This window comes from Streptomyces mesophilus (genome assembly GCF_011044995.1).
GTDB lineage: Bacteria > Actinomycetota > Actinomycetes > Streptomycetales > Streptomycetaceae > Streptomyces > Streptomyces mesophilus.
Map to the genome: position 1 here is coordinate 1 of NZ_JAAKZW010000063.1, position 22646 is coordinate 22646.

Below are 22646 nucleotides of genomic sequence, written 5' to 3' on the forward strand. Positions count from 1 at the left end.
CCCCCGCTCCCGCCTGACGCCACCCCATGCGCAAACCATCAGCCGTTCGTGCGCGGCCCGGCGCACCGTGGGTTCTGTGATCGAGAGCGGTCACCTTTCCGTCCGTCCGGCGGGGAGCCGCAAGTGCGCGTACTGCCGAGAGGCTGCGGGCTACCTTGGACCGAGATGAGAAGCCATGTCCTCCCTTCTGCGCTCCCGTGAGATTCGCCTCGCCACCCGTCCGTCGGGTCAACCAGGCGCCGAGAACTTCGAGTTGGCGACCGTGGACGTGCCCGAGCCCGGTGCCGGGCAGATCGTGGTGCGCAACAGCTGGATGTCCGTCGACCCGTACATGCGAGGGCGTATGGACGATGTCCCCTCCTACATCCCTCCCTTCGCACTCGGAGCCGCCCTCGAAGGCAGCGCGCTCGGTGAGGTCGTCGCCTCGCGCGCCGAGTCCGTGCCGGTCGGCGCGACCGTCAGCCACTTCCTGGGCTGGCGCGAGTACGCGGTGCTCGACGCGGCCGCCGCCACTGTCGTCGACCCCGCACTCGCCCCGCCCGAGGCCTGGCTGGGCCCGCTGGGCACGACGGGTCTGACCGCCTATGCGGCCCTGACACGAACCGCCCCCGTGCAAGAGGGCGATGTCGTCTTCGTCTCCGCCGCGGCCGGCGCCGTCGGCAGCGTGGCCGGGCAGCTCGCCCGCAAGCTCGGAGCCTCCCAGGTGATCGGCTCCGCCGGTGGTCCCGCCAAGACGAAGAAGCTGCTCGACACCTTCGGCTACGACGCCGCGCTCGACTACCGCCAGGGCGCGCTCGACGAGCAGCTCGCCCAGGCCGCACCGGACGGGATCGACGTCTATCTCGACGCGGTCGGCGGCGACCATCTGCGGGCCGCCATCGGTGCCCTGCGCACCGGCGGCAGGATCGCCCTGGTCGGTGCGATCAGCGGCTACAACGCCACGGCCCCCACGCCCGGACCCGACAACCTCTTCCGCGCCGCGGCCAAGGAGGCCACTTTGCGAGGCATGCTCGTCAGCAGTCACTTCGACCTCTTCCCCGAGTGGACCGGCAAGGCCGCGGGCTGGATCGCCGACGGCTCACTGCGCACCGAACAGACCGTCGTGGACGGCATCGAGCAGGCCCCCGGGGCCTTCCTCGGCGTGCTCAGCGGCGCCAACACCGGCAAGATGCTGGTCCGTCTGGAGGCAGCCCGATGAGCCCCGCGACCACCCCCTCGCCCGCTGCCGGAACCTCGCCCGCCAGCACTCCCACCCGTGAGAGCCGCACCGCCCTCCTCGTGGTGGCCCACCCCCGCACCGACTCGCTCACCGGGGAGCTGGCGCGGCAGGCTCAAGTCCGGCTCGAGCGCTCAGGGTTCACGGTCGACGTGCTCGATCTGTACCGCGAGGGCTTTGACCCCCGCCTGGGTCCCGAGGACGAACCCGACTGGGCGGACCGGGACAAGCCGTACTCCGCGGAGGTGCACGCCCATATGCGGCGCGTCGAAGCGGCCGAGGTGATGGTCATGGTCTTCCCCCTGTGGTGGTTCGGTCCGCCGGCGATCCTCAAGGGCTGGATCGACCGGGTGTGGAATCACGGTTTCGCCTACGGCCGCAGCCGGCCGCGCCTGGCCGGAAAGCGGATGTTCTGGCTGACGGCGGTCAGTTACCCCGAGGCCGACTTCACCTCGCTCGGCTGGGACCGGACGGTCACCCATGTGCTGCGGACGGGAATCTCCGAGTACTGCGGGATCACGGACGCGGCGGTCCATTTCGTTTACGACTCGCTCAACGCCGACGAGTCCGCGGTCAAATCGGCGGCCGGGGCTCTGGAGGAGTTCCTCGCCTGACCGCCGCCGGCACCCGAAGCGGCGCACCGGGCGGGCGGGAGGTCATCCCGTCCGCCCGGTCAGGTCCCCGGTCGGCCCCGGGTCAGCCCCGAGCCCACCGCACGTACCCATCCGGCCGGACCAGCATCATCAGCTCCCGCTCATCCGCCCACTGCACCCGTATGCACTCCTCCCCGGCCAGCGACTGGAGCTCGGCCGGCAGGGGCGTCTCCTTCGGTGCGACGAACACGAACTGTCCGCCGCGCAGGGCCTCGTACAGCCTGCTGCCGCCCGCCAGCTGTCCGTCCTGCGCGCGCCGGCCGACGAGCGCGTGGGACCCGCGCGGCGCCCGATAGGCGTAACCGATACCGGTGATCTGACCGAGCGCCTTGCGCTGCAGCGGCGCCGCGTTGTTGACCACCTTGGAAGCCAGCCAACGCACCCCCAGCTGGGCCGGGTTGTGGGCCATCGCGAGGCGCACGATCGTGCCGCTGCTGCGCAGCACTGCGGAGCCCACCGGGTGGCGCTCGTCCTGGTAGGAGTCCAACAGGCTGTCCGGCGCCCGCCCGTTGAGGACCGCGGCCAGTTTCCAGCCCAGGTTGTTGGCGTCCTGCAGACCGGTGTTCATGCCCTGGCCGCCCGCGGGGGAGTGGGTGTGCGCGGCGTCGCCGGCGAGGAAGATCCGGCCCGTGCGGTACTGCGGGACCTGCCGCTCGTCGCTGTGGAAGCGGGAGATCCAGCGCTCGTCGTGCATCCCGAAGTCCGAGCCGAAGGCGCGGCGGATGATGTCGCGCAGCTCGTCGAGCGAGGTGGGGGCGTCGTCCGGGATCTCGGCGCGCTCGCGGTTCCAGCCGCCGACCCGCCAGTACCCGTCACCGAACGGGATCATGAAGCCGAAGGCTCCTTCGTCGCCCCTGACCGCCACGGTCAGGTCGGGCTCGCTCTTCAGGAGCACATCGGCAAGGACGATCGAGCTGATCACGGACTTGCCGGGGAAGGGCTGCCCGACCGCCTTGCGGACCGCGCTGCGCACACCGTCCGCGCCCACGGCATAGGCCGCCCGGTAGGCGGAGCTCTCCCCGTCCTTGTTCCGGACGTCGACCGTCACACCGTCGGCGTCCTGCCGCAGCCCGGTGACCTCGGCATCGTGCACGAACCGCACCCCGTGCTCGGTCGCCCTGCGGAGCAGCAGCTTCTCCACCTCGTACTGCGGGGTGCTCAGGAGGTAGGGGAAACGGGACGGAATACCGGCGAGATCGAGGGAAAGCGAGCGGAAGAGGCGCAGCTCGGTGAGCTTCCGCCCGGTGGGGATCAGCTCGTCCGCCAGACCGCGGGCGTCCAGGACCTCCAGCGTGCGGGCGTGCACACCGAAGGCGCGGGTCAGATTGCTGATCTTGGCGGGGCGCTTCTCCAGGACCGTCACCCGTATCCCGGCCGCCGCGAGGTCGCCGGCCAGGAGCAGGCCGGTGGGGCCCGCGCCGACGATCACGACGTCTGCGGGGGTGGTGCCGTGCTGCTCGGTGCTGCGGGTCTCGTTCGTGCCGGTCGTGCCGTTCATTGCGGCCTCCTCGGATGCCAACGTTTGTTGGTCAACGCTTGTTGGCAACAGTAGAACGCCTCGCGGTGGACTGTCAACACATGTTGGCCTACGCTTGTTGGCATGCAGGATTCCGAGACTCGCAGCGAGCCCGCCACCCCCGAAACCAAGCCCCGCCGATCCGACGCCACCCGCGCCGCGATCCTCGCCGCGGCGCGTGAGCGCTTCGCGGCCGACGGGTACGAGCGCGCCACCATCCGTTCGATCGCCAAGGAGGCGGGCATCGACCCGTCGATGGTGATGCGCTATTACGGCAACAAGGAAGGACTGTTCGCGGCCGCGGCGGAAATCGACCTGAACCTGCCGGCGCCCATGGACCTGCGCATGCAGCCCGCCGACCATGTCGGCCGCACGCTCGTCTCCCACTTCCTCGACCGGTGGGAGCAGGACGAGGTGCTCACCGCGCTGCTGCGCGTGGGCGCCACGAACTCTGCGGGCGCCGAGCGGATGCGGCAGATCCTCAAGGAGCAGATCGGCCCGATCGCCGCCCAGGTCTGCCCCGATCCGGCCGACGCCCCGCGCCGCGCCGCGCTCGTCGCCTCCCAGGTCCTCGGCATGGCGCTCGCCCGCTTCGTGCTGCGCTTCCCCGTGGCCGTCGCCATGCCGAAGGAGGAGGTCGTCGACTGGCTGGCGCCCACGGTCCAGCGGTACTTGACCGCGCCGGAGCCGTAGGCCTGCGCCGGAACCGTACGCCTACAGCCGCCCCTGCGTCGGAGCCGTACGCCTAAAGCCCCTCTGCGTCGGAGCCGTACGCCTAAAGCCAACCCCTGCGCCGGAACCCCCGGTGCACCAGAAAACAGGCCACCGCCGTCACCGACACCATCAGCAAGTAGCCGTAGCGCCAGCCGAGTTCGGGCATGTGCTCGAAGTTCATCCCGTATACGCCGCACACCATCGTCGGCACGGCGATCACCGCCGCCCATGCGGTGATCTTCCGCATGTCCTCGTTCTGCGCGACCGTCACCTGTGCCAGATGGGCCTGAAGGATCGAGTCGAGCAGGGAGTCGAAGGACGCGATCTGCTCGACGGTGGTGGTCAGATGGTCGCCGACATCGCGGAAGTACGCCTGGACACCGGGATCGATCAGCGCGTTGCGCCGCTCCGCCAGGACCGCGAGAGGGCGGGCGAGCGGGGCCACCGCCCGCTTCAGCTCCAGGAGTTCACGCTTGAGCTGGTAGATACGGCCCGGGTCCACCCGGCCCGCGTCCGGCGAGAAGACCTGGGTCTCGACGGCCTCGACATCGTGCTGCACGGCGTCGGCGACGCTCAGATACTCGTCGACCACGAAGTCCGCTATCGCGTGCAGCACCGCCGAAGGCCCCTTGGCCAGCTGCTCGGGGTCGGCTTCGAGGGCCTCGCGCACCGGCCCGAGCGAGCCGTGCCGGCCATGGCGGACCGTGATCACGAAGTCCCGGCCGGTGAAGACCATGATCTCGCCGGTGTCCACGACCTCGCTGGTGGCGGTGAGTTCATCGTGCTCGACATAGCAGACCGACTTGAACACGGCGAAGAGCGTGTCGTCGTACGGCGCCACCTTGGGCCGCTGATGCGCCTGCACCGCATCCTCGACGGCCAGCGGATGCAGTGCGAACGGCTCGGCGAGCGCGGCTATCTCCTGCTCGTCGGGCTCATGCAGCCCGATCCATACGAAGCCGTCGCCCTCCTCGCGTACGCGCCGCAGCGCCTCCGGTCCGCTCAGGCCCGCCCAGGAACCCGACTGCCGCTTGCCGCCCCGGTAGACCACGCAGTTGACCACCGCGCTGCCCAGCGGGGAGCGCGACGGATGGCTGAGGTCCACGGCCTTGCGCTGCACGCGGCGCACGATGCGGCGCAGCCTGCGGATCATCGGCATGCGTGGAGCCCCCTCGGACCGCTGTCATCGCGGTCATCGTTGTGTGCGCCGGACGCCCCGGCTTCGGTGCAGCCTGCCACGCTCCTGCCCGTACGTCACCAGTCCATGCCCTCGCCATGAGGGCCTTGACCTGCGGTGATTACGGTACGAATCGGATTGCGCATGCGGGCCTACGGCAACCTGCTTACAGTCGACTCCCGGAGAACTCCGGCCGTACTACGGCTGCACGACCGCCGGCCCACGGCCGTACGGAGCACTCCGGTTCCGGCAGGCTCGGGGAGCCGAAGGAGAGCAAGCGAAATGAGCAGCGGCATACCGGACGACCATAAGTACTCCCGTCGCAAGAGGCTGCAGGCCACCGCGAGAGTGCGCGCCCGGCGGGTGGAACTCGCCCTCGACAGAGCCCGGACCCGCGCGGCCCAGGCGATCGGCCCGGCCCCGGAGAGCGTGGCCGCACACCGGCAGGCCGCCGCGACCGCGGAGCGGGCACTGGCCGAACTCGACGCCGAGGGGCGTGTGTTCACCCGGCGCGACACCGGCGCCCGGGTGGTGCTGCGGGACACGCTCGCGACCGCGCAGGGAAGGCCCGCCAGGGCCGAGGCCACGTCGGCGCACGGCGACCGCTACGAGGTCGAGTGCCTGACACACCAGAGCGACCCGCTGTTCTTCGACGAGATCGCCGCGGCCACGCGTGCGGCCCGGCACTCCGACACCTGGTGCGAGGCCTGCCGTCAGCTGGCGGCCACCCCGCACACGGTGCGCGCCCGCGCCCGCAAGGTGCTGGCCCCGGCCAAGCCCGAGATCCGCTACACCCCGCCCGAGCCGCGGCTGCGGTTCGACCCGCCGGCCACGTAAGGCTGGCTGCCGGTTACAGCCACGTAAGCCTGACCGCCGGTCACGTACCCCTTCCCGCCCGCACGGCGCGTGAGCCCGCCTCCCCGCAGGCTCATGCGCCGTCGCGCGCGCTGTCGTCCGGGATCGCGCTGTCGTCCGGGACCTTGAGGTGCGTGCCCCGCCCTCTGTCCAGGAGCCGGTTCAGCGGTGGCTCCTGCGCCGCTACGGCACCGATGGTCACCGCGAAGGTGATCGCGGCGCAGACCAGGATCAGCCAGGACAGCAGCGTCAGGACAAGCCCGAGGGAGCCGTACTCGCCGAGCGCGCGATTGAGCGCGGCGGGCATGTAGAGCCGGGCGCTCAGCGCGAGGGTGTTGGTGGCGGCCGCCGCCAGGAGCGCGCCCGGCAGCAGCGGCAGCCAGGCCACACGGCCGGCCAGGAGCAGATGCTGGGTCCAGAGCCACACCCCTGTGCTCAGCAGGAAGAGCAGCGGGGCGCCCAGCCACATCCCGGCGCCGAAGCCGTCCCGTACCGGCGCCTGCAGCAGCACGAACAGGACGAGCGCGAGCAGCCACACCAGCCAGCGCCAGGCGGCGATCCTGGTCGAGGCTTTGGGGAGCTGCCAGGCGCGTTCGCAGACCCGGGCCATGGCACGGCTGAAGCTGGTCGCGGAGACGAGCGCCAGTGCGAGGCCGATGACCCCGCTGGTCTCCCGCAGATCGCCGGAGGTGTTGCCGAGTACCTGCTGGAGCTCCAGATCGGCTTGGCCGGTGAGGCCGAAGATGCCGCGCAGGGACTCCCGGAGCTGGTCGCGGACGGCGCTCGGGGTGAAGGCGGCGACGGCGAACAGCAGCGGGATCGAGGCCAGGAAGGCCTGGGCGGCGAGCCGGGTGGCCGCGTCGAGGAGGTTCGCGGACAGCAGCCGGCCGGTGAGCTCGGCCACGACGGGGAAGCGCGTTTCGGTGCGGGTCCGCAGGCGCTCGAACCGCGCCGACCAGGACATGCCGCCTCCCGCTGGTGCGCCGGCCGGTGCGCCGCGCCGTCGAAGGCCATTCAAGGCGCCGGCCTGCATGAGGGCGAGCTCAGCTGATCCGATCGGGCGCGCGCCGCGGCGCGCTCGCACCGCCCCCGGACCACGGAAGCGTCAGCTCACCCTGGGGACCTCACGGCCAGACCAGGCAAGAGCGTCAGCTCACCCTGGGGAACTCACGGCCAGACCAGGAGATGGCGTCGGCTCACCCGCGTGAGCTCACGGCCAGACCAGGCAATAAGGCTGATGCCCCGCCTCATGCAGCCGGTGGCTGAAGTCCTGCCATTCGTGCAGCAGTTGGTAGACGTTGAACGCGTCCCGCGGCCCCCCGCGGTCCGGCACCGTCGACCAGATGAAGGCGGCCGCGCCCACGGCCTCCTCGCCGATGCCCCGAAGGGGGTCGACGACGGTCATCGGAAGCTTGACCACCGCATAGTCGGGGTGCAGGACGACCAGTTCCAGCGGCGGGACCTTGTGCAGCGGTATGCCCTCGATGCCGGTGAGGACCATCGCGGCCATCGTCTCGGGCTTGATCTTGGTGAACATGCCGCCCATGCCGAGCTCATCGCCGCCGAGCTCCTCCGGGCGCATCGTGACCGGGACACGGGCCGCCGTCGCCCCGTCGGGGGCGCCGAAGTACTTGTAGGTCACCCCCACTCGGCCACTCCTGATTCCCGGGTGCTCAGCATTCTCGCCTGCATGGGGGATGGCCGACTGTGCATCGTTCTCATGCGCCTCGCGCCTGTGCTTGCCCCGACGGGCACGTCGCGGTCCGAGGGCACCCTGGTCACCGGTCCCCTCGCCCAGCCCTCCACCGCGATGCATATCTTTCACCCAGACTGCTTTGTGGCCCGACTCGCTTTGTAGACGGCAGCGCCCCCGCCGCGCAACCCGATCATCGTGACAGTGACCTCCCCCACGGCCCGCCGGTGAAACGTACGAGGGCTCCATTCTCCCGGGGGACGCCCCCGGACCCCCAGCCAGTCCGGGGACTGCTGTCGATCACCGTCCGCCGGATACGGGAATCACCGGTCCGCGGGAAGTCCGGAGCCTCTGACACCATGGCTCGTGTGAGCTTTCCCTATGACGCCCCAGTTTCGCAGACGCTTTTCGACCGTGCGGCCCTCGTGACACCCGGCGGCGTGAACTCTCCGGTGCGCGCCTTCCGCGCCGTGGGTGGTACGCCCCGTTTCATGGTGTCCGGTCAGGGTCCGTACCTCACCGATGCCGACGGTCGCGAGTATGTCGACCTCGTGTGCTCGTGGGGACCGATGATCCTCGGCCACGCGCGCCCCGAGGTGATCGCCGCCGTACAGGAGGCCGTCGGGCGCGGCACCTCCTTCGGTACGCCCGGTGAGGGCGAGGTCGCGCTCGCCGAGGAGATCGTGGCCCGGATCGCCCCGGTCGAGCAGGTGCGGCTCGTGTCCTCCGGTACGGAGGCCACGATGTCCGCGATCCGGCTCGCCCGCGGTTTCACCGGGCGCGCGAAGGTCATCAAGTTCGCCGGCTGCTACCACGGGCACGTGGACGCGCTGCTCGCCGCGGCGGGCTCCGGTGTCGCGACCTTCGGTCTCCCGGACACCCCCGGGGTCACGGGCGCGCAGGCCGGAGAGACGGTCGTGCTCCCGTACAACGATCTCGAAGCCGTCCGTGCCGCCTTCGCCGCGCACCCCGGTGAGATCGCCTGTGTGATCACCGAGGCCTCGCCCGGCAACATGGGCGTCGTCCCGCCGGCCCCCGGCTTCAACCAGGGCCTGAAGGACCTGTGCGCCGAGAACGGTGCGCTGTACATCTCCGACGAGGTCATGACGGGCTTCCGTACGAGCAAGGCCGGCTGGTTCGGTGTCGACGGTGTCGCGCCCGACCTGATGACCTTCGGCAAGGTCATGGGCGGCGGCTTCCCGGCCGCGGCGTTCGGCGGCCGCGAGGACGTCATGGCGCACCTCGCGCCGGCAGGACCGGTCTACCAGGCGGGCACCCTGTCCGGTAACCCGGTCGCGACCGCCGCCGGTCTCGCGCAGCTGAGGCTGCTCGACGACGCCGCGTATGCCAAGGTGAATGCTGTGTCCGGCGAGATCCAGTCCCTGGTGACGGCGGCGCTCACCAAGGAAGGTGTGGCGCACCGGCTGCAGACCGCGTCCAACATGTTCTCGGTGTTCTTCACCGACCAGGACGTGCGTAATTACGAGGACGCCAAGACGCAGGAGTCCTTCCGGTTCACCGCGTTCTTCCACTCGATGCTGTCCGACGGTGTCTACCTGCCGCCGTCCGCGTTCGAGTCCTGGTTCGTGTCCACGGCGCATGACGAGCGGGCCGTCCAGCGCATCGCGGACGCCCTGCCCGCCGCCGCCCGCGCCGCTGCGGAGGCCACGGCATGAGCTCACTGCACGGCTCCTTTCAAGACAACGACGAGATCACCGTCGTCCACCTGATGCGCCACGGCGAGGTGGAGAACCCGGACGGTGTGCTCTACGGCCGCCTGTCCGGCTACCACCTCTCCGAGCTCGGCCGGCGGATGGCCGACCGGGTCGCCGAGCACCTCTCCACGCGCGACATCACGCACGTGGTCGCCTCGCCGCTGGAGCGTGCGCAGGAGACCGCGACGCCCATCGCCAAGGCGCACGGGCTCGATCTCGCGTCCGACGAGCGCCTCGTCGAGGCGGACAACGTCTTCCAGGGCAAGACCTTCGGCGTCGGCGACGGCGCGCTCAAGCGTCCGGAGAACTGGAAGCACCTGGTCAACCCCTTCAAGCCGTCCTGGGGCGAGCCGTATGTCGAGCAGGTCGTGCGCATGATGGGCGCGCTCGACGCGGCCAAGGACGCGGCGCGCGGGCATGAAGCGGTGTGCGTCTCCCACCAGTTGCCGATCTGGATCGTGCGCAGCTTCGTCGAGAAGCGCCGTCTGTGGCACGACCCGCGCAAGCGCCAGTGCACGCTCGCGTCGCTGACCACGTTCACGTACCGCGGCGACAAGATCGTGTCGGTCGGCTACAGCGAGCCCGCCATCGATCTGGTCCCCGCGCATCTGCGGGCGGGCGCCAAGCCGGTGAAGGGCAAGGACAAGGCGTTCGGCGCGTAAACCGTACGAGAGGAAAGGGCCGGTCACCGTCATGGTGGCCGGCCCTTTCCTCGTACGGATCGCAAAGTTTTGGCAAGCCGCAGGAACCTCCGTGTTCCCTCCGTCCTCTAAGGGGACGTGCACCGTAAACGGGGAGCAACACGGAGGCAGGGGACTTGATGCAACAAATAACTCGAAGGGGACTGATCGGTCTGGGACTTGGGGCCGCGGCGGCCGCGGGACTGTCCGGGTGCAGCGGGCCGGAGGGTGGGCCGCATGGCGAGGCCAATGAGCACCAGCCCGCAGGCAAGGCGCGTTCCCAGTCCCCCGAGGGCAAGCCCCTCGGGGACGGTTCCACCGCCTACACCGGCAAGCAGCCGCACCAGCCCCCGGCGCCGGTACCGCTCGAACCCGGCGAGATACCACCGCAGTTCGTCATCTTCTCCTGGGACGGTGCGGGCGAAATCGGCAACGGTCTCTTTCCGCGCTTCCTGAAGCTGGCCCGGGAACACGACGCGAAGATGACCTTCTTCCTCTCCGGCCTCTATCTCCTGCCGGAGTCCAAGAAGCGCCTCTACCGTCCGCCGAACAATCCCGTCGGCGCTTCCGACATCGGCTATCTCAAGGACGAGAACATCAAGCGCACGCTGAAATACGTGCGTCAGGCCTGGCTCGACGGCCATGAGATCGGCACGCACTTCAACGGCCACTTCTGCGCGGGCTCCGGTTCGGTCGCCAACTGGAGCTCCGCGCACTGGCGGGACGAGATCCGCCAGGCCAAGTCCTTTGTGCAGCAATGGCGTACGAACACCGGCTGGACCGATCTGCCGCCCCTGCCCTTCGACTACGACAAGGAACTGGTCGGCGGACGCACCCCGTGCCTGCTCGGCCAGGACCGGCTGCTTCCCGTCGCGCGCGAGCTCGGCTGGCGCTACGACGCCTCCTCGCCCGGCGGGCGGCAGCGCTGGCCGGTGAAGAAGCAGGGGGTGTGGGATCTGCCGCTGCAGGCGATGCCGTTCCCCGGGCACTCCTTCGAGGTGCTCTCGATGGACTACAACATCCTGGCCAACCAGTCGCAGAACTCGACCAAGGCGCCGCCCGCGAACTATCCGCGCTGGCGCGAGCAGGCGACCGGGGCGTATCTCGCCGGGTTCAACCGTGCGTACGAGACAAATCGGGCGCCCTTCTTCGTCGGCAATCACTTCGAGCAGTGGAACGGCGGGATCTATATGGATGCCGTCGAGGAAGCCTTGAAGAAGATTGCCGACAAAAAGGACGTAAGGCTGGTCTCCTTCCGGCAGTTCGTGGACTGGCTCGATGTCCAGAAGCCGGAGGTGCTGGCGCGGCTGCAAGGGCTGGACGTGGGTCAGGCACTGGCCTGAACTGGGTGTTCCGCGGCTTTCGGGGGGCGGCCGAAACCACTGAAACGGTCATGCGAAACTTTTCACATGAGTCATGGACGTCCTGCCTCCCGACGTGCCCTTTTCGCTGCGGGGACCGCGCTGGCCGCGCTCGCACTGAGCGCATGCGGCGACGGCGGTACGCAGGGCGGTGGCGGGGACACCAACTTCGTGACCGGCAAGAGCGGGGTCTCCGTCGCCGCCAAGGGCGAGCGTGTCAAGGCTCCCGACATCGAGGGCGAGACGCTCGACGGCAAGACCTTGAGCCTCGCCGACTACAAGGGCAAGATCGTCGTCATCAACACCTGGGGTTCATGGTGCTCGCCCTGCCGGGCCGAGGCCAAGTACCTCAAGCAGGTCTCCGAGGAGACCAAGTCGAAGGGTGTGGAGTTCGTGGGGATCAACACCCGCGACCCGCAGAAGAGCTCGGCTCTCGCCTTCGAGGAAGACCACGAGATCGACTACCCGAGCCTGTACGACCCGGCGGGCAAGCTCATCCTGCGCTTCCCCAAGGGCAGCCTCAGCCCGCAGGCCATCCCCACCACGATCGTCATCGACCGTGAGGGAAAGATCGCCGCGCGCACTCTGCAGGCGGTCAACGACCAGGATCTGCACGAGATGATCGACCCGTTGATCGCGGAGAAGTGACCCCTGTGCACGCCCTCGCCGCGGCCACCGACCCGAACACCACCGTGCTCGGGGGAGCGCTCCTTCTCGCGATCCCGATCGCGCTGCTCGCCGGCCTCGTCTCGTTCTTCTCGCCGTGCGTGCTGCCGCTCGTGCCCGGCTATCTCTCCTACGTGACCGGGGTCACCGGCGCCGATCTGGAAGAGGCCAAGCGGGGGCGGATGGCGGGCGGTGCCTCGCTGTTCGTGCTCGGGTTCACCGCGGTCTTCGTGTCGTTCGGCGCGCTCTTCGGTGAGTTCGGCAGGAACCTGCTGGAGCATCGAGAGGTCATTTCCAGGGTCCTCGGCGGACTGACCATCCTGCTGGGCCTGTTCTTCATGGGCGCCATGCCCTTCCTGACCCAGCGAGAGTTCCGCTTCCACAAGAAGCCCGCCACCGGCCTGATCGGTGCTCCCATGCTGGGCGTCCTGTTCGGTATCGGCTGGACTCCGTGCATCGGCCCGACGCTCGCCTCCGTGATGGCACTCTCCTCGAACGAGGCCAGCGCCGGCCGCGGCGCCCTGCTCACCGTCGCGTACTGCCTGGGCCTCGGGGCGCCCTTCATACTGGCCGCCATCGCCTTCCGCCGGGCACTCGGCGCCTTCGCCTGGGTCAAGCAGCACTATGTGTGGGTGATGCGGATCGGCGGCGCCATGCTGATCGTCACCGGCCTGCTGCTCGTCACCGGCGCCTGGGACCGCATCGTGCAGGAGATGCAGGTCTGGACTTCCGGCTTCACCGTGGGGATCTGACAATGAGCAAGACGGACACCAGCCCCGACACGGCTTCCGAAGACCTCGGAGCCGCGGGCTCGCAGCTGTCCACCGCCCCCAAGGAGGAGCCGGCGAACCTGCCCTCGCTCGGGGTGATCGGCTGGGTCCGCTGGTTCTGGCGGCAGCTCACCTCGATGCGGGTCGCGCTGATCCTGCTCTTCCTGCTCTCGCTCGGCGCGATCCCCGGCTCCCTGGTCCCGCAGAACAGCGTGGACGAGCTCAAGGTCGAGCAGTTCAAGATGGCGCACGAGACGCTCACGCCGATCTACGAGAAGCTGCAGCTCTTCGACGTCTACAGCTCGGTGTGGTTCTCGGCGATCTACATCCTGCTCTTCATCTCGCTGATCGGCTGCATCGTCCCGCGCACCTGGCAGTTCGTCGGCCAGCTCCGCGGCCGCCCGCCGGGCGCCCCCAAGCGCCTGAACCGCCTTCCCGCGTACACGACCTGGCGTACCGAAGCGGATCCCGAGGACGTACGGGAAGCGGCGCTGGGGCTGCTCAAGAGCCGGCGCTTCCGCTCGCACATCGAGGGCGACGCGGTCGCCGCCGAGAAGGGCTACGCGCGCGAGGCCGGCAATCTGCTCTTCCACATCGCGCTGATCGTGATGCTGGTGGCCTTCGCCGTCGGCGTCCTGTTCAAGTCCGAGGGCGGCAAGCTGGTCGTCGAGGGCGACGGCGGCTTCGCCAACGTCCTTCCGCAGTACGACGACTTCCAGTCGGGCCCGCTCTTCGACAACAACAACCTGGAGCGGTTCAGCTTCCAGCTCGACGAGTTCGAGGACGACTACGAGCGCAGCGGCCCGGGCACGGGCACCGCCCGTACCTTCAAGGCCCACGTCACCTACTCCGAGGGCGTCGACGGGCCCGCGAAGAAGAAGGCGATCGAGGTCAACTCGCCGCTTGAGGTCGGCGACTCCACGGTCTACCTGATCGCCCACGGCTACGCGCCCGTCGTCACCGTCAAGGACGCCCGCGGCAAGGTCGTCTTCAGCGGCGCGGTGCCGCTGCTCCCGATCGACGCCAACATCACGTCCACCGGCGCCATCAAGATCCCCGACGGCTACCGCAACAAGGCCGGCGAGAAGGAGCAGTTGGGCTTCAACGCGTTCTTCGTCCCGACGTTCGCGGGCCACGGCAAGGGCGACATGCTCTCGCAGTTCCCCGCCCCCGACTTCCCCGTCCTGGCGCTGTCCGCGTACCACGGTTCGCTCGGGATCGACTCCGGTCTCCCGCAGAACGTGTACCAGCTGGACACGACCAAGATGAAGGAGTTCAAGGGCAAGGACGGCAAGCTGCTCAAGCAGCGGCTGCTGCCCGGCGAGACCATGCAGCTGTCCGGCGGCCAGGGCTCCATCACGTACGAGAAGGAGCTCAGGGAATGGGCCTCCTTCCAGATCAAGCAGCAGCCGGGCAACATCTACGCGCTCGCCGGAGCGATCGCCGCGGTCCTCGGCCTCGTCGGCTCGCTGTTCATCCAGCGCCGCCGCGTCTGGGTCCGCGCCGTGCGCGGTGAGGACGGCGTCACCGTCGTCGAGATGGCGGGCCTCGGCCGCAGCGAGTCCGCGAAGGTACCCGAGGAACTCGGCGACCTGGCCGCCGTACTGCACGCCCAGGCGCCCGCAGCGCCTGAACCCGAAGCGCCCGAAGACCCCACCGAATCCGAAGCTGTTCCTGCCGAAGGGGCTGAGAAGTGAATCTCGCCGCCGCCACCAACGAGAACCTGGCGAGCATCAGCAACACGCTGATCTATTCGTCGATGGCCGTCTACACCCTGGCCTTCCTCGCCCATATCGCCGAGTGGGTCTTCGGCAGCCGCAGCAAGGTCGGCCGTACGGCCGCGGCCCTCACCGCGCCCAAGGCCGCCGCCGAGGCGCCGAAGGTGCAGGTCCGCGAGGCCGGCGGCACGACGGTCCTGGAGCGCCCGAAGGTCGTCACGCGCTCGGCCGCCGGCAGCCGCGACGTGCCCGACGGTCCGGGTGCGCACGGCGGTACGGAGCAGGGCGACATGTACGGCCGCATCGCGGTCTCGCTCACCGTGCTCGCCGCCCTCATCCAGATCGGCGGCGTGGTCACCCGCGCCCTGTCCGTGATGCGGGCGCCGTGGGGCAACATGTACGAGTTCTCGATCACCTTCTCCGCGGTGGCCGTCACCGCGTACCTGGTGTTCCTGGCGCTCGGCAAGAACGTCCGCTGGATGGGCCTGATCCTCGTCACGACCGTCCTGCTCGACCTGGGCATCGCGACCAAGTGGCTCTACACGGCGAGCGACCAGCTGGTCCCGGCGCTCGACTCCTACTGGCTGTGGATCCACGTCTCCACCGCGATCTTCTGCGGCGCCGTCTTCTACCTCGGCGCCGTCGGCACGGCGCTCTACCTCTTCCGCGACTCCTACGAGAGCAAGCTGGCGGCCGGCGGAAAGCCCGGCACCTTCGCGAGCTCCGTCCTCGAGCGGCTGCCGTCCGCGGCCTCGCTCGACAAGTTCTCGTACCGCATCAATGCCGCGATCTTCCCGCTGTGGACGTTCACGATCATCGCGGGCGCGATCTGGGCGGGCGACGCCTGGGGCCGCTACTGGGGCTGGGACCCCAAGGAGGTCTGGTCGTTCGTGACCTGGGTCGCGTACGCCTGCTACCTGCACGCGCGCGCGACGGCGGGCTGGAAGGGCCGCAAGGCCGCCTACCTGGCCCTCTTCGCCTTCGGCTGCTTCCTCTGGAACTACTACGGCGTCAACATCTTCATCTCCGGCAAGCACTCGTACGCCGGGGTCTGATCCACACTTCTCTTCCACGGCCGGTTTCCGCGAGGGTTGCGGGAACCGGCCGTCGTGCTGCGGACAGGGGGAAGGGTGTGGACACGAATCTGCGCGCTTCCATCAGAGCGGGGGACGCCGCCGCCTTCGGGCGGCTCTTCGATGCGTACGCCCGTGCCGTCTACAACCACGGCTACCGGCTGACCGGCGACTGGTCGACCGCGGACGACATCGTCTCGCTGACCTTCCTGGAGGCCTGGCGGCTGCGCGAGGGGGTGGACGAGGAGGGCGGTTCGCTGCGGCCCTGGCTGCTCGGCATCGCGACGAACGTCGCCCGCAACACGAGGCGGGCCACACGCCGCCACGAGGCCGCCGTGGGGCGGCTGCCCGCGCCCGAGCCGGTGGCCGACTTCGCCGATGAACTGGCGGGCCGGATCGACGACTTGGCGTACCTCCAGGCGATACGGGCCGCGGTGGCCCGTCTGCGCCGCCCCGAGCGCGAGGTGCTCGCGCTGTGCGTCTGGGGCGGTCTTGACTACGCGTCGGCCGCCGAGGCGCTCGGCATACCCGTGGGCACCGTGCGCTCCCGGCTCTCCCGGGCCCGTACAAAACTCGCGAAAGCGTTGGAACCGCCACAGAGCTACGGACAGGTAAGAGGAGGCCGCATCTCCGCGGTCGAGGCCATACAGGAGGGGAACCGATGAACGACTTCCCGGAGAGGGATCTTCCTGCGGGCCGCCGAGACCTCCTCAAGGAGCACCTCATGAACGAGATCCAGCAGGACGACACGGCCCGGGCGGCCCGCCGCGCACCGCGCCGCACCTGGCTGCGCCCCGCCTTCGCGGGTCCCGCCCTTGCCGGTGCGCTCGCCCTCGCGGTCGTCGGCGGCGTCGCGCTCGCGGGCGGGGACGGCGGCACTGCCGGGACGCCCGGCGCTTCGGACACCGGGGGCACGGGCACGGGCGTCGCGGTGGGCGGTCCGGCCCCGAAGACCGCCGCCCAGCTGCTCGACCGGGTGGCGACCGTGGCGTCCAAGGAGGACATCGGCGAGATCCGCGACGAGCAGTACGCGTACATCAAGACGAAGGCCGCCTGGGGCGAGAGCGAGATGTGCGAGCCGATGAAGCTCGGGCCGGTCAAGGAGCGCGAGGCATGGGTGCCGGTGGCCGGTGACCGCGCCGGAGTGTTCCGTACGGACGCGGGCGCACCGGTCGAGGCCATGGAGAAGCCCCTGCCGGGCATCGCCTCCAACACGTACTACCGGCATCTCGAATCCCTGCCGACCGACCCCGCCAAGATGCTCGACTGGCTGCACAAGGCGAGCGAGGGCGGCAACAGCTTGAAGCCGGGCGGCAAGAGCGTGGACCAGAACACCTTCGCCCTCGTCGGTGACCTGGTGCGCGAGTCGCTTGTCCCGCCGAAGGTGGCGGCGGCGCTCTACCGGGCCGCCGCGAAGATCCCCGGGGTCGAGCTCGTCCCGCAGGCGAAGGACGCCATCGGGCGCGACGGCATCGCGGTCGGCCGGGTCGACGAGGAGTCGGGGACGCGCGAGGAGCTGATCTTCGACAAGAAGTCCTACGCGTATCTGGGGGAGCGCGGGGTGCTGACCAAGGACGGCGACGGTGGCAGCGTCACGCTGCCGGACGGCACCGAGAAGCAGTGCGCGGGCACGCCGAAGGGCACCGTGATCGCCAACACCGCGGTCCTCGACCGGAAGGTCGTGGACACGGCGCCGAAGGCGGAGCCGCGTACGGGCAAGGAAGCGGTGAAGGTCAAGCCGGAGGAGGACCCGAAGGAGCAGGTGACCAAGGAGGACTCCGCACAGGCCGCGAAGGAGCAGGCCGCGCGCGACTAGTCGCGACTGCACTGAGGGCACCCAGGCCACGCACAGGCCGTGCACAGCCCGTGCGTGGCCCCGGAAACAGCGGCAGGCTGGTGTCATGACCGAGAACAGCGGAGCAATCGGGCATGGCACCGGCACCACCGACGGCACCACGCAGACGCTGCACTTCGTGCTGCGGCTTCCGCACTCCGTGGAGCGCGTCTGGACCGCTCTGGTCAGGCCCGACGAACTGCCCGGCTGGCTCGCCGCCGCCGATGTCCTCGAACCGAGGCTCGGCGGCGCGGTCACGCTGCGGTGGCTGAACAACGAGGAGGACGGCGTGCACTCAGGGCACGTCACCGCCTGGGACGTGGAACGCATCGTCGAGTACACGATCGATCTGCACGGCCGCTGCCGCTTCCACCTGGAACACGGCACCCCGGACGCCCCGACGACCACCCTCCGCTTCACCAACGAGTTCGAGGGCGACGACTCCCTGCGCCTGGACTGCCTGGCGGGCTGGCACAACCACTTCGAGTTCCTCCTCGACGCACTGGACGGCCGACCGAAGGACTGGTCGACGTGGAGCCTGGACCGGTGGCGCGAGCTCAGGGAGTCGTATGCGAAGGGCTGAGTCCTTCCGTACGGGATGGGTGAGTCCTTCCGTCCGTACGGGATGGGGTGAGTCCTTCCGTACGGGACGGGGTGACCGGAGCCCGGGAGTGGGCAGCCTGGTCCCGTGACCCCACGTATCCCCACCCTCGATCTGCGGCCCTGGCTCGCGGGCGACCCCGCCGTACGCGCCGACCTCGCCGCCACCGTCGACCGTGCGCTGCAGAGCGCCGGGTTCCTTCTGGTGACCGGGCACGGCATCGATCCGCAGGCGCGCACGCGGATCAGGGAGGCGGCCCGTGCGTTCTTCCGGCTGCCCGACGAGGCGAAGGCCGCGTACGCGGTGAAGGTGGGGGAGCGCGGCTGGCTGGGCCCGGGCGCCGAGGCCAACGGCTATGCGGAAGGCACCGAGACCCCGCCCGACCTCAAGGAGTCGCTGTCCTTCGCGGCCGAGGAGCCGACGGGTGACAAGGCGGTCGACGCCGAGTGGTTCAAGCCCAACACCTGGCCCGCCGAAGTCCCGTATCTGCAAAGCCTGGTGGAGTCGTATCTGCGGCAGATGCGCACCCTCTCCGACCAGCTCCTGGAGCTGCTCGGGGCGGCGCTCGGCGAGCCGGACGACTTCTTCACGCGGCACACCGGGCACCCCACCTGGGGCTTCAACATCAACTGGTATCCGGCGCGGGAGGTCGTGGGCGAGCCGCAGGACGGCCAGTTCCGGATCGGTCCGCACACCGACTTCGGCACGGTCACCGTGCTCGACCGGCAGGACGGCAAGGGCGGGCTTCAGGTGTTCACGGACGACGGCGGCTGGCAGGACGCGCCGTACGATCCGGCCGCGCTGACCGTCAACATCGGGGATCTGATGGCGCGTTGGACCGGTGACCGCTGGCGCTCCGGACGCCATCGCGTGCTGCCGCCGCCCGCCGCCGCACCGAGCGAGGAGCTGATGTCGCTCGTCTACTTCTACGAGTGCGACCCCGGCACCCGCGTCGAGTCGCTGCCCGCGCCCACCGGCCGTGTCCCGTACGAGCCCGTGGACTCGCATACGTATCTGCGGGCGAAGCTGGACGCGATCGGCGTGGGCTGACCCCCGGACGACGGGACGGTGGCGCGGCTACTTGCCGGGCTCGTCCTTGGGCTCGTCGCCGCCCTCGCGGTTCTTCAGTTCCTCCTCGCGGCGGCGGAGGTCCGCCTCCCAGTCCTTGAGGACGGACTCGTCCTTTTTGTTCTCGTCCTTGATGGACTTCAGGAACTCGGGATTGTCGTCCGGCGCCACCCACGTCGTGCGGTGGTTGCGGTGCCACTCCGAGGGGGTGCGGCCGCCCTGCGGCGGGGTGCGCTGCTTGCCGGCCGCGAGCCAGACGATCGGGCCGACGACCCAGAAGAGAAGGATGATGAAGACCCAGGCGATCTTCGGCAGATGCTTGGCCTCGTCCTCGGGGGTGTTCAGACAGTCGATGAACGCGAAGATCGTCAGTGCGAGCGGGATCAGGATCATCAGGATCCGGAGCATGGTGTGCGCATTCCCCCTGAAGCGATGGCGGGGCGGGCCCAGCCGCCCCCGGTGACGGGGCCAGGGTAGCGGGTGCCGGATACTGGGACGTATGGCTTATGACGATCTTCGCTCCCTGCTCCGGGCCCTGGAGCGTGAGGGCGACCTGAAGCGCATCAAGGCCGAAGTCGACCCGTATCTGGAGGTCGGCGAGATCGTCGACCGGGTCAACAAGGCGGGCGGCCCGGCGCTCCTCTTCGAGAACGTGCGCGGCTCGTCGATGCCGCTCGCCATGAACGTGTACGGGACGGACCGGCGCCTGCTCAAGGCGCTGGGCCTCAAGTCGTACGCGGAGATCAGCGACAAGATTGGCGGGCTGCTCAAGCCCGAGCTGCCGCAGGGCTTCATCGGCATCCGCGAGGCCTTCGGCAAGCTCGGCGCGATGACCCACGTACCGCCGAAGAAGGTCAAGGACGCTCCGGTCCAGGAGGTCGTCCTGACCGGCGACGACGTGGATCTGGGGCAGCTGCCGGCGCTGTTCACCTGGCCGGAGGACGGCGGGTCCTTCTTCAACCTCGGGCTGACGCACACCAAGCACCCCGAGACGGGCGTACGCAATCTCGGCCTCTACCGGCTGCAGCGCCACGACAAGCGCACCATCGGGATGCACTGGCAGATCCACAAGGACAGCCGCAACCACTACCAGGTGGCGGCCAAGCGCGGCGAGAAGCTGCCGGTCGCGATCGCCTTCGGCTGCCCGCCCGCGGTGACGTACGCGTCGACCGCGCCGCTGCCCGGGGACATGGACGAGTACCTGCTCGCCGGGTTCATCCAGGGCAAGCGCGTCGAGATGGTCGACTGCAAGACCGTGCCGCTCCAGGTGCCGGCCAACGCCGAGGTCGTCATCGAGGGCTGGCTCGAGCCCGGCGAGATGCTGCCCGAGGGGCCCTTCGGCGACCACACCGGGTTCTACACGCCGCAGGAGCCGTTCCCCGCGCTGAAGATCGACTGCGTGACGATGCGGAAGCGTCCGCTGCTCCAGTCGATCGTGGTCGGCCGGCCGCCGACGGAGGACGGCCCGCTGGGCCGCGCGACCGAGCGCTTCTTCCTGCCGCTGCTGAAGATCATCGTGCCGGACATCGTGGACTACCACCTGCCCGAGTCGGGCGGCTTCCACAACTGCGCGATCGTCTCGATCGAGAAGAAGTACCCCAAGCACGCACAGAAGGTGATGCACGCCATCTGGGGTGCGCACATGATGTCGCTGACCAAGCTGATCGTCGTGGTCGACGCCGACTGCGACGTGCACGATCTCCACGAGGTCTCCTGGCGGGCGCTCGGCAACACGGATTACGCAAGGGACCTGACGGTCGTCGAAGGGCCGGTCGATCACCTCGACCATGCCTCGTACCAGCAGTTCTGGGGCGGCAAGGCGGGCATCGACGCCACGAAGAAGCTGCCCGAAGAGGGGTATACGAGGGACGGCGGCTGGCCGAACATGGTCGAGTCCGACCCCTCGACGGCGACGCTCGTCGACCGCCGCTGGAAGGAGTACGGCCTGTGAGCCCCGTCGTGATGGGCGGACCGTCCCTCTTCCTCGGCGAGAGCGATTACGTGGCCCTGGTGCGGCCCGAGATCGATCCGGCCGATCCGGAGGTGTGGCAGGCCGCCGCGCAGGCGGGCGTCACGCCCGAGGAGCTGGCCGACGCGTCCGGGATCTGGACCGTGCTGTGGGAGCGGGACGGCGAGGGCGACGGCTTCGAGCTGCCCGGCGTGCCCGACGCGGAGCCCGCGTTCTTCGCCCGGACGCTACGGGCCGAACTGGTCGCGGGGAGCGAGAAGTTCACCGTCGACGGCGGCGCCGCACTGCGTCTCGAAGGGACCGCTCAAGGCGAAGGCGCCTGGTCCCTGACCGCGCACCTCACTCCGCCCGGCGACGAGGCGGGCCCGCTCACCGTCGTGACCGGCCCGCTGCCCGCTGCCGGGCTCCTGGCAGACCTCGACGCGTTTCTGGAGAGCCTCGCATGATGACCACCGCCGACGAGGTCGTGGGCCAGCCCCCGTCAAGCAGCAGGCTGAAGGCGTTTCTGCGGCTCGTCATGATCGAGCACTCGGTGTTCGCGCTGCCGTTCGCGTACATCGCCGCGCTGACCGCGATGTTCCAGCTCGACAAGAACATCCACTGGGGGCGGCTGCTCCTGGTCACCATCTGCATGGTGGGGCTGCGCACCTTCGCGATGGCCGCGAACCGGATCATCGACCGCGAGATCGACGCCCGCAATCCGCGTACGGCCGGGCGCGAGCTCGTGACCGGTGCGGTGTCGGTGAAGTCCGCGTGGACCGGCGCGATCGTCGCGGTCGTGATCTTTCTGGGCTCCGCGGCGCTGCTCAACCCGCTGTGCCTGGCGCTCGCGCCGCTCGCCGTCGTGCCGATGGTGGTCTACCCGTACGGCAAGCGCTTCACGAACTTCCCGCACGCGATCCTCGGCATCGCGCAGGCCATAGGGCCGATCGGCGCGTGGCTCGCGATCACGGGTGAGTGGTCCTGGGACGCGGTCATCCTCGGGCTCGCGGTCGGCATCTGGATCGGCGGCTTCGACCTGATCTTCGCCTGCCAGGACGTGGCGGCGGACCGCGCCGAAGGCGTGAAGTCGGTGCCGGCCCGCTTCGGTATCGCGGCGGCGCTGTACGGGGCGCGGGGTGCGCATGTCGTCACGACGGCGCTCCTCGCCTGGTACGCGTACGCCACCGACGCCGGGTTCTTCTTCTGGCTCGGCCTGATGATCGTGGCGGCGGCCTTCGCGTACGAGCATGCGATCGTCACGCCGAAGGACCTGTCCCGCCTGAACCGCGCGTTCTTCACGGTGAACGGGTTCATCGGGATCGCGCTGTTCGTGTGCGCGCTGCTGGATCTGCTGGTGCGGGGGCTGACGGTTTAGCCGCTTGCGC

General features: G+C 69.6%; 23 protein-coding genes. 18 read left to right on the forward strand and 5 right to left on the reverse strand.

The window, feature by feature from the left end:
- Positions 1-175: 175 nt before the first annotated feature.
- Positions 176-1198, forward strand: coding sequence for an NADP-dependent oxidoreductase (locus G6045_RS17110; RefSeq protein WP_165332833.1), 1023 nt, complete (start codon positions 176-178; stop codon positions 1196-1198).
- Complete coding sequence (locus tag G6045_RS17115) at positions 1195-1830, forward strand: NAD(P)H oxidoreductase (RefSeq protein WP_165332834.1); 636 nt, start codon at positions 1195-1197, stop codon at positions 1828-1830. Before G6045_RS17110 ends, G6045_RS17115 begins: the two co-directional genes overlap by 4 nt.
- A gap of 82 nt (positions 1831-1912) precedes the next feature.
- Here G6045_RS17115 and G6045_RS17120 read toward each other — a convergent pair whose 3' ends face one another.
- Complete coding sequence (locus G6045_RS17120) at positions 1913-3367, reverse strand: FAD-dependent oxidoreductase (RefSeq protein ID WP_165332835.1); 1455 nt, start codon at positions 3365-3367, stop codon at positions 1913-1915.
- Positions 3368-3469: 102 nt separating this feature from the next.
- Between G6045_RS17120 and G6045_RS17125 the strand changes: the two genes are divergently transcribed.
- Entirely contained in the window at positions 3470-4078 is a 609-nt protein-coding gene (locus G6045_RS17125; RefSeq protein ID WP_165332836.1) for a TetR/AcrR family transcriptional regulator, read from the forward strand.
- Positions 4079-4160: 82 nt separating this feature from the next.
- On the opposite strand, the gene G6045_RS17130 is transcribed toward G6045_RS17125, so the two are convergent.
- The gene (locus G6045_RS17130; RefSeq protein ID WP_165332837.1) at positions 4161-5258 is read right to left on the reverse strand and encodes a magnesium and cobalt transport protein CorA; all 1098 of its coding nucleotides are present in this window, start codon (positions 5256-5258) and stop codon (positions 4161-4163) included.
- Between the two features lie 300 nt (positions 5259-5558).
- On the opposite strand from G6045_RS17130, the gene G6045_RS17135 reads away from it, so the two are divergent.
- Positions 5559-6113 (forward strand): hypothetical protein, encoded by a 555-nt coding sequence (locus tag G6045_RS17135; RefSeq protein ID WP_165332838.1) that lies wholly within the window; start codon positions 5559-5561, stop codon positions 6111-6113.
- Between the two features lie 91 nt (positions 6114-6204).
- Here the strand turns inward: G6045_RS17135 and G6045_RS17140 are convergent, their stop codons facing one another.
- Both G6045_RS17140 and G6045_RS17145 read right to left on the reverse strand, forming a co-directional pair.
- Positions 6205-7095: a YhjD/YihY/BrkB family envelope integrity protein gene (locus tag G6045_RS17140; protein ID WP_165332839.1), complete on the reverse strand. Its 891-nt coding sequence runs from the start codon at positions 7093-7095 to the stop codon at positions 6205-6207.
- 246 nt (positions 7096-7341) lie between these two features.
- Positions 7342-7947 (reverse strand): hypothetical protein, encoded by a 606-nt coding sequence (locus tag G6045_RS17145; RefSeq protein ID WP_165332866.1) that lies wholly within the window; start codon positions 7945-7947, stop codon positions 7342-7344.
- Between the two features lie 236 nt (positions 7948-8183).
- Here G6045_RS17145 and hemL point away from each other — a divergent pair, with 236 nt between their 5' ends.
- The 11 genes from hemL to G6045_RS17200 all read left to right on the forward strand — a co-directional run bounded on the left by hemL (position 8184) and on the right by G6045_RS17200 (position 19292).
- Entirely contained in the window at positions 8184-9500 is a 1317-nt protein-coding gene (gene hemL, locus G6045_RS17150; RefSeq protein ID WP_165332840.1) for a glutamate-1-semialdehyde 2,1-aminomutase, read from the forward strand.
- The gene (locus tag G6045_RS17155; RefSeq protein WP_165332841.1) at positions 9497-10201 is read left to right on the forward strand and encodes a histidine phosphatase family protein; all 705 of its coding nucleotides are present in this window, start codon (positions 9497-9499) and stop codon (positions 10199-10201) included. Before hemL ends, G6045_RS17155 begins: the two co-directional genes overlap by 4 nt.
- 158 nt (positions 10202-10359) lie before the next feature.
- Complete coding sequence (locus G6045_RS17160; protein WP_165332842.1) at positions 10360-11562, forward strand: polysaccharide deacetylase family protein; 1203 nt, start codon at positions 10360-10362, stop codon at positions 11560-11562.
- 66 nt (positions 11563-11628) lie between these two features.
- Positions 11629-12228: a TlpA family protein disulfide reductase gene (locus G6045_RS17165; RefSeq protein WP_165332843.1), complete on the forward strand. Its 600-nt coding sequence runs from the start codon at positions 11629-11631 to the stop codon at positions 12226-12228.
- Positions 12225-12998: a cytochrome c biogenesis CcdA family protein gene (locus G6045_RS17170; RefSeq protein WP_165332844.1), complete on the forward strand. Its 774-nt coding sequence runs from the start codon at positions 12225-12227 to the stop codon at positions 12996-12998. The genes G6045_RS17165 and G6045_RS17170 overlap by 4 nt, the downstream gene beginning before the upstream one ends.
- 2 nt (positions 12999-13000) lie before the next feature.
- Positions 13001-14713, forward strand: coding sequence for a cytochrome c biogenesis protein ResB (resB, locus tag G6045_RS17175; protein ID WP_165332845.1), 1713 nt, complete (start codon positions 13001-13003; stop codon positions 14711-14713).
- Complete coding sequence (gene ccsB / locus G6045_RS17180; protein WP_165332846.1) at positions 14710-15789, forward strand: c-type cytochrome biogenesis protein CcsB; 1080 nt, start codon at positions 14710-14712, stop codon at positions 15787-15789. The genes resB and ccsB overlap by 4 nt, the downstream gene beginning before the upstream one ends.
- Before the next feature lie 77 nt (positions 15790-15866).
- On the forward strand, positions 15867-16472 hold the full coding sequence (locus tag G6045_RS17185) for an RNA polymerase sigma factor (RefSeq protein ID WP_328707808.1): 606 nt from the start codon (positions 15867-15869) through the stop codon (positions 16470-16472).
- Positions 16469-17623, forward strand: a complete 1155-nt coding sequence (locus G6045_RS17190) for a CU044_5270 family protein (RefSeq protein ID WP_268978409.1) — start codon at positions 16469-16471, stop codon at positions 17621-17623. The genes G6045_RS17185 and G6045_RS17190 overlap by 4 nt, the downstream gene beginning before the upstream one ends.
- An 85-nt stretch (positions 17624-17708) precedes the next feature.
- Entirely contained in the window at positions 17709-18224 is a 516-nt protein-coding gene (locus tag G6045_RS17195) for an SRPBCC domain-containing protein (RefSeq protein ID WP_165332848.1), read from the forward strand.
- Positions 18225-18329: 105 nt separating this feature from the next.
- A complete protein-coding gene (locus tag G6045_RS17200; protein WP_165332849.1) occupies positions 18330-19292 on the forward strand; it encodes an isopenicillin N synthase family dioxygenase in 963 nt (320 codons plus the stop codon).
- 27 nt (positions 19293-19319) lie between these two features.
- Here the strand turns inward: G6045_RS17200 and G6045_RS17205 are convergent, their stop codons facing one another.
- Entirely contained in the window at positions 19320-19718 is a 399-nt protein-coding gene (locus tag G6045_RS17205) for a PLD nuclease N-terminal domain-containing protein (protein WP_165332850.1), read from the reverse strand.
- 91 nt (positions 19719-19809) lie between these two features.
- Here G6045_RS17205 and G6045_RS17210 point away from each other — a divergent pair, with 91 nt between their 5' ends.
- The 3 genes from G6045_RS17210 to mqnP are packed head-to-tail and all read left to right on the forward strand — an operon-like array spanning position 19810 to position 22636.
- Positions 19810-21261: a menaquinone biosynthesis decarboxylase gene (locus tag G6045_RS17210; protein ID WP_165332851.1), complete on the forward strand. Its 1452-nt coding sequence runs from the start codon at positions 19810-19812 to the stop codon at positions 21259-21261.
- The gene (locus tag G6045_RS17215) at positions 21258-21725 is read left to right on the forward strand and encodes a hypothetical protein (RefSeq protein ID WP_165332852.1); all 468 of its coding nucleotides are present in this window, start codon (positions 21258-21260) and stop codon (positions 21723-21725) included. Before G6045_RS17210 ends, G6045_RS17215 begins: the two co-directional genes overlap by 4 nt.
- Positions 21722-22636, forward strand: coding sequence for a menaquinone biosynthesis prenyltransferase MqnP (mqnP, locus tag G6045_RS17220; RefSeq protein ID WP_408056339.1), 915 nt, complete (start codon positions 21722-21724; stop codon positions 22634-22636). Before G6045_RS17215 ends, mqnP begins: the two co-directional genes overlap by 4 nt.
- Positions 22637-22646 lie beyond the last annotated feature (10 nt).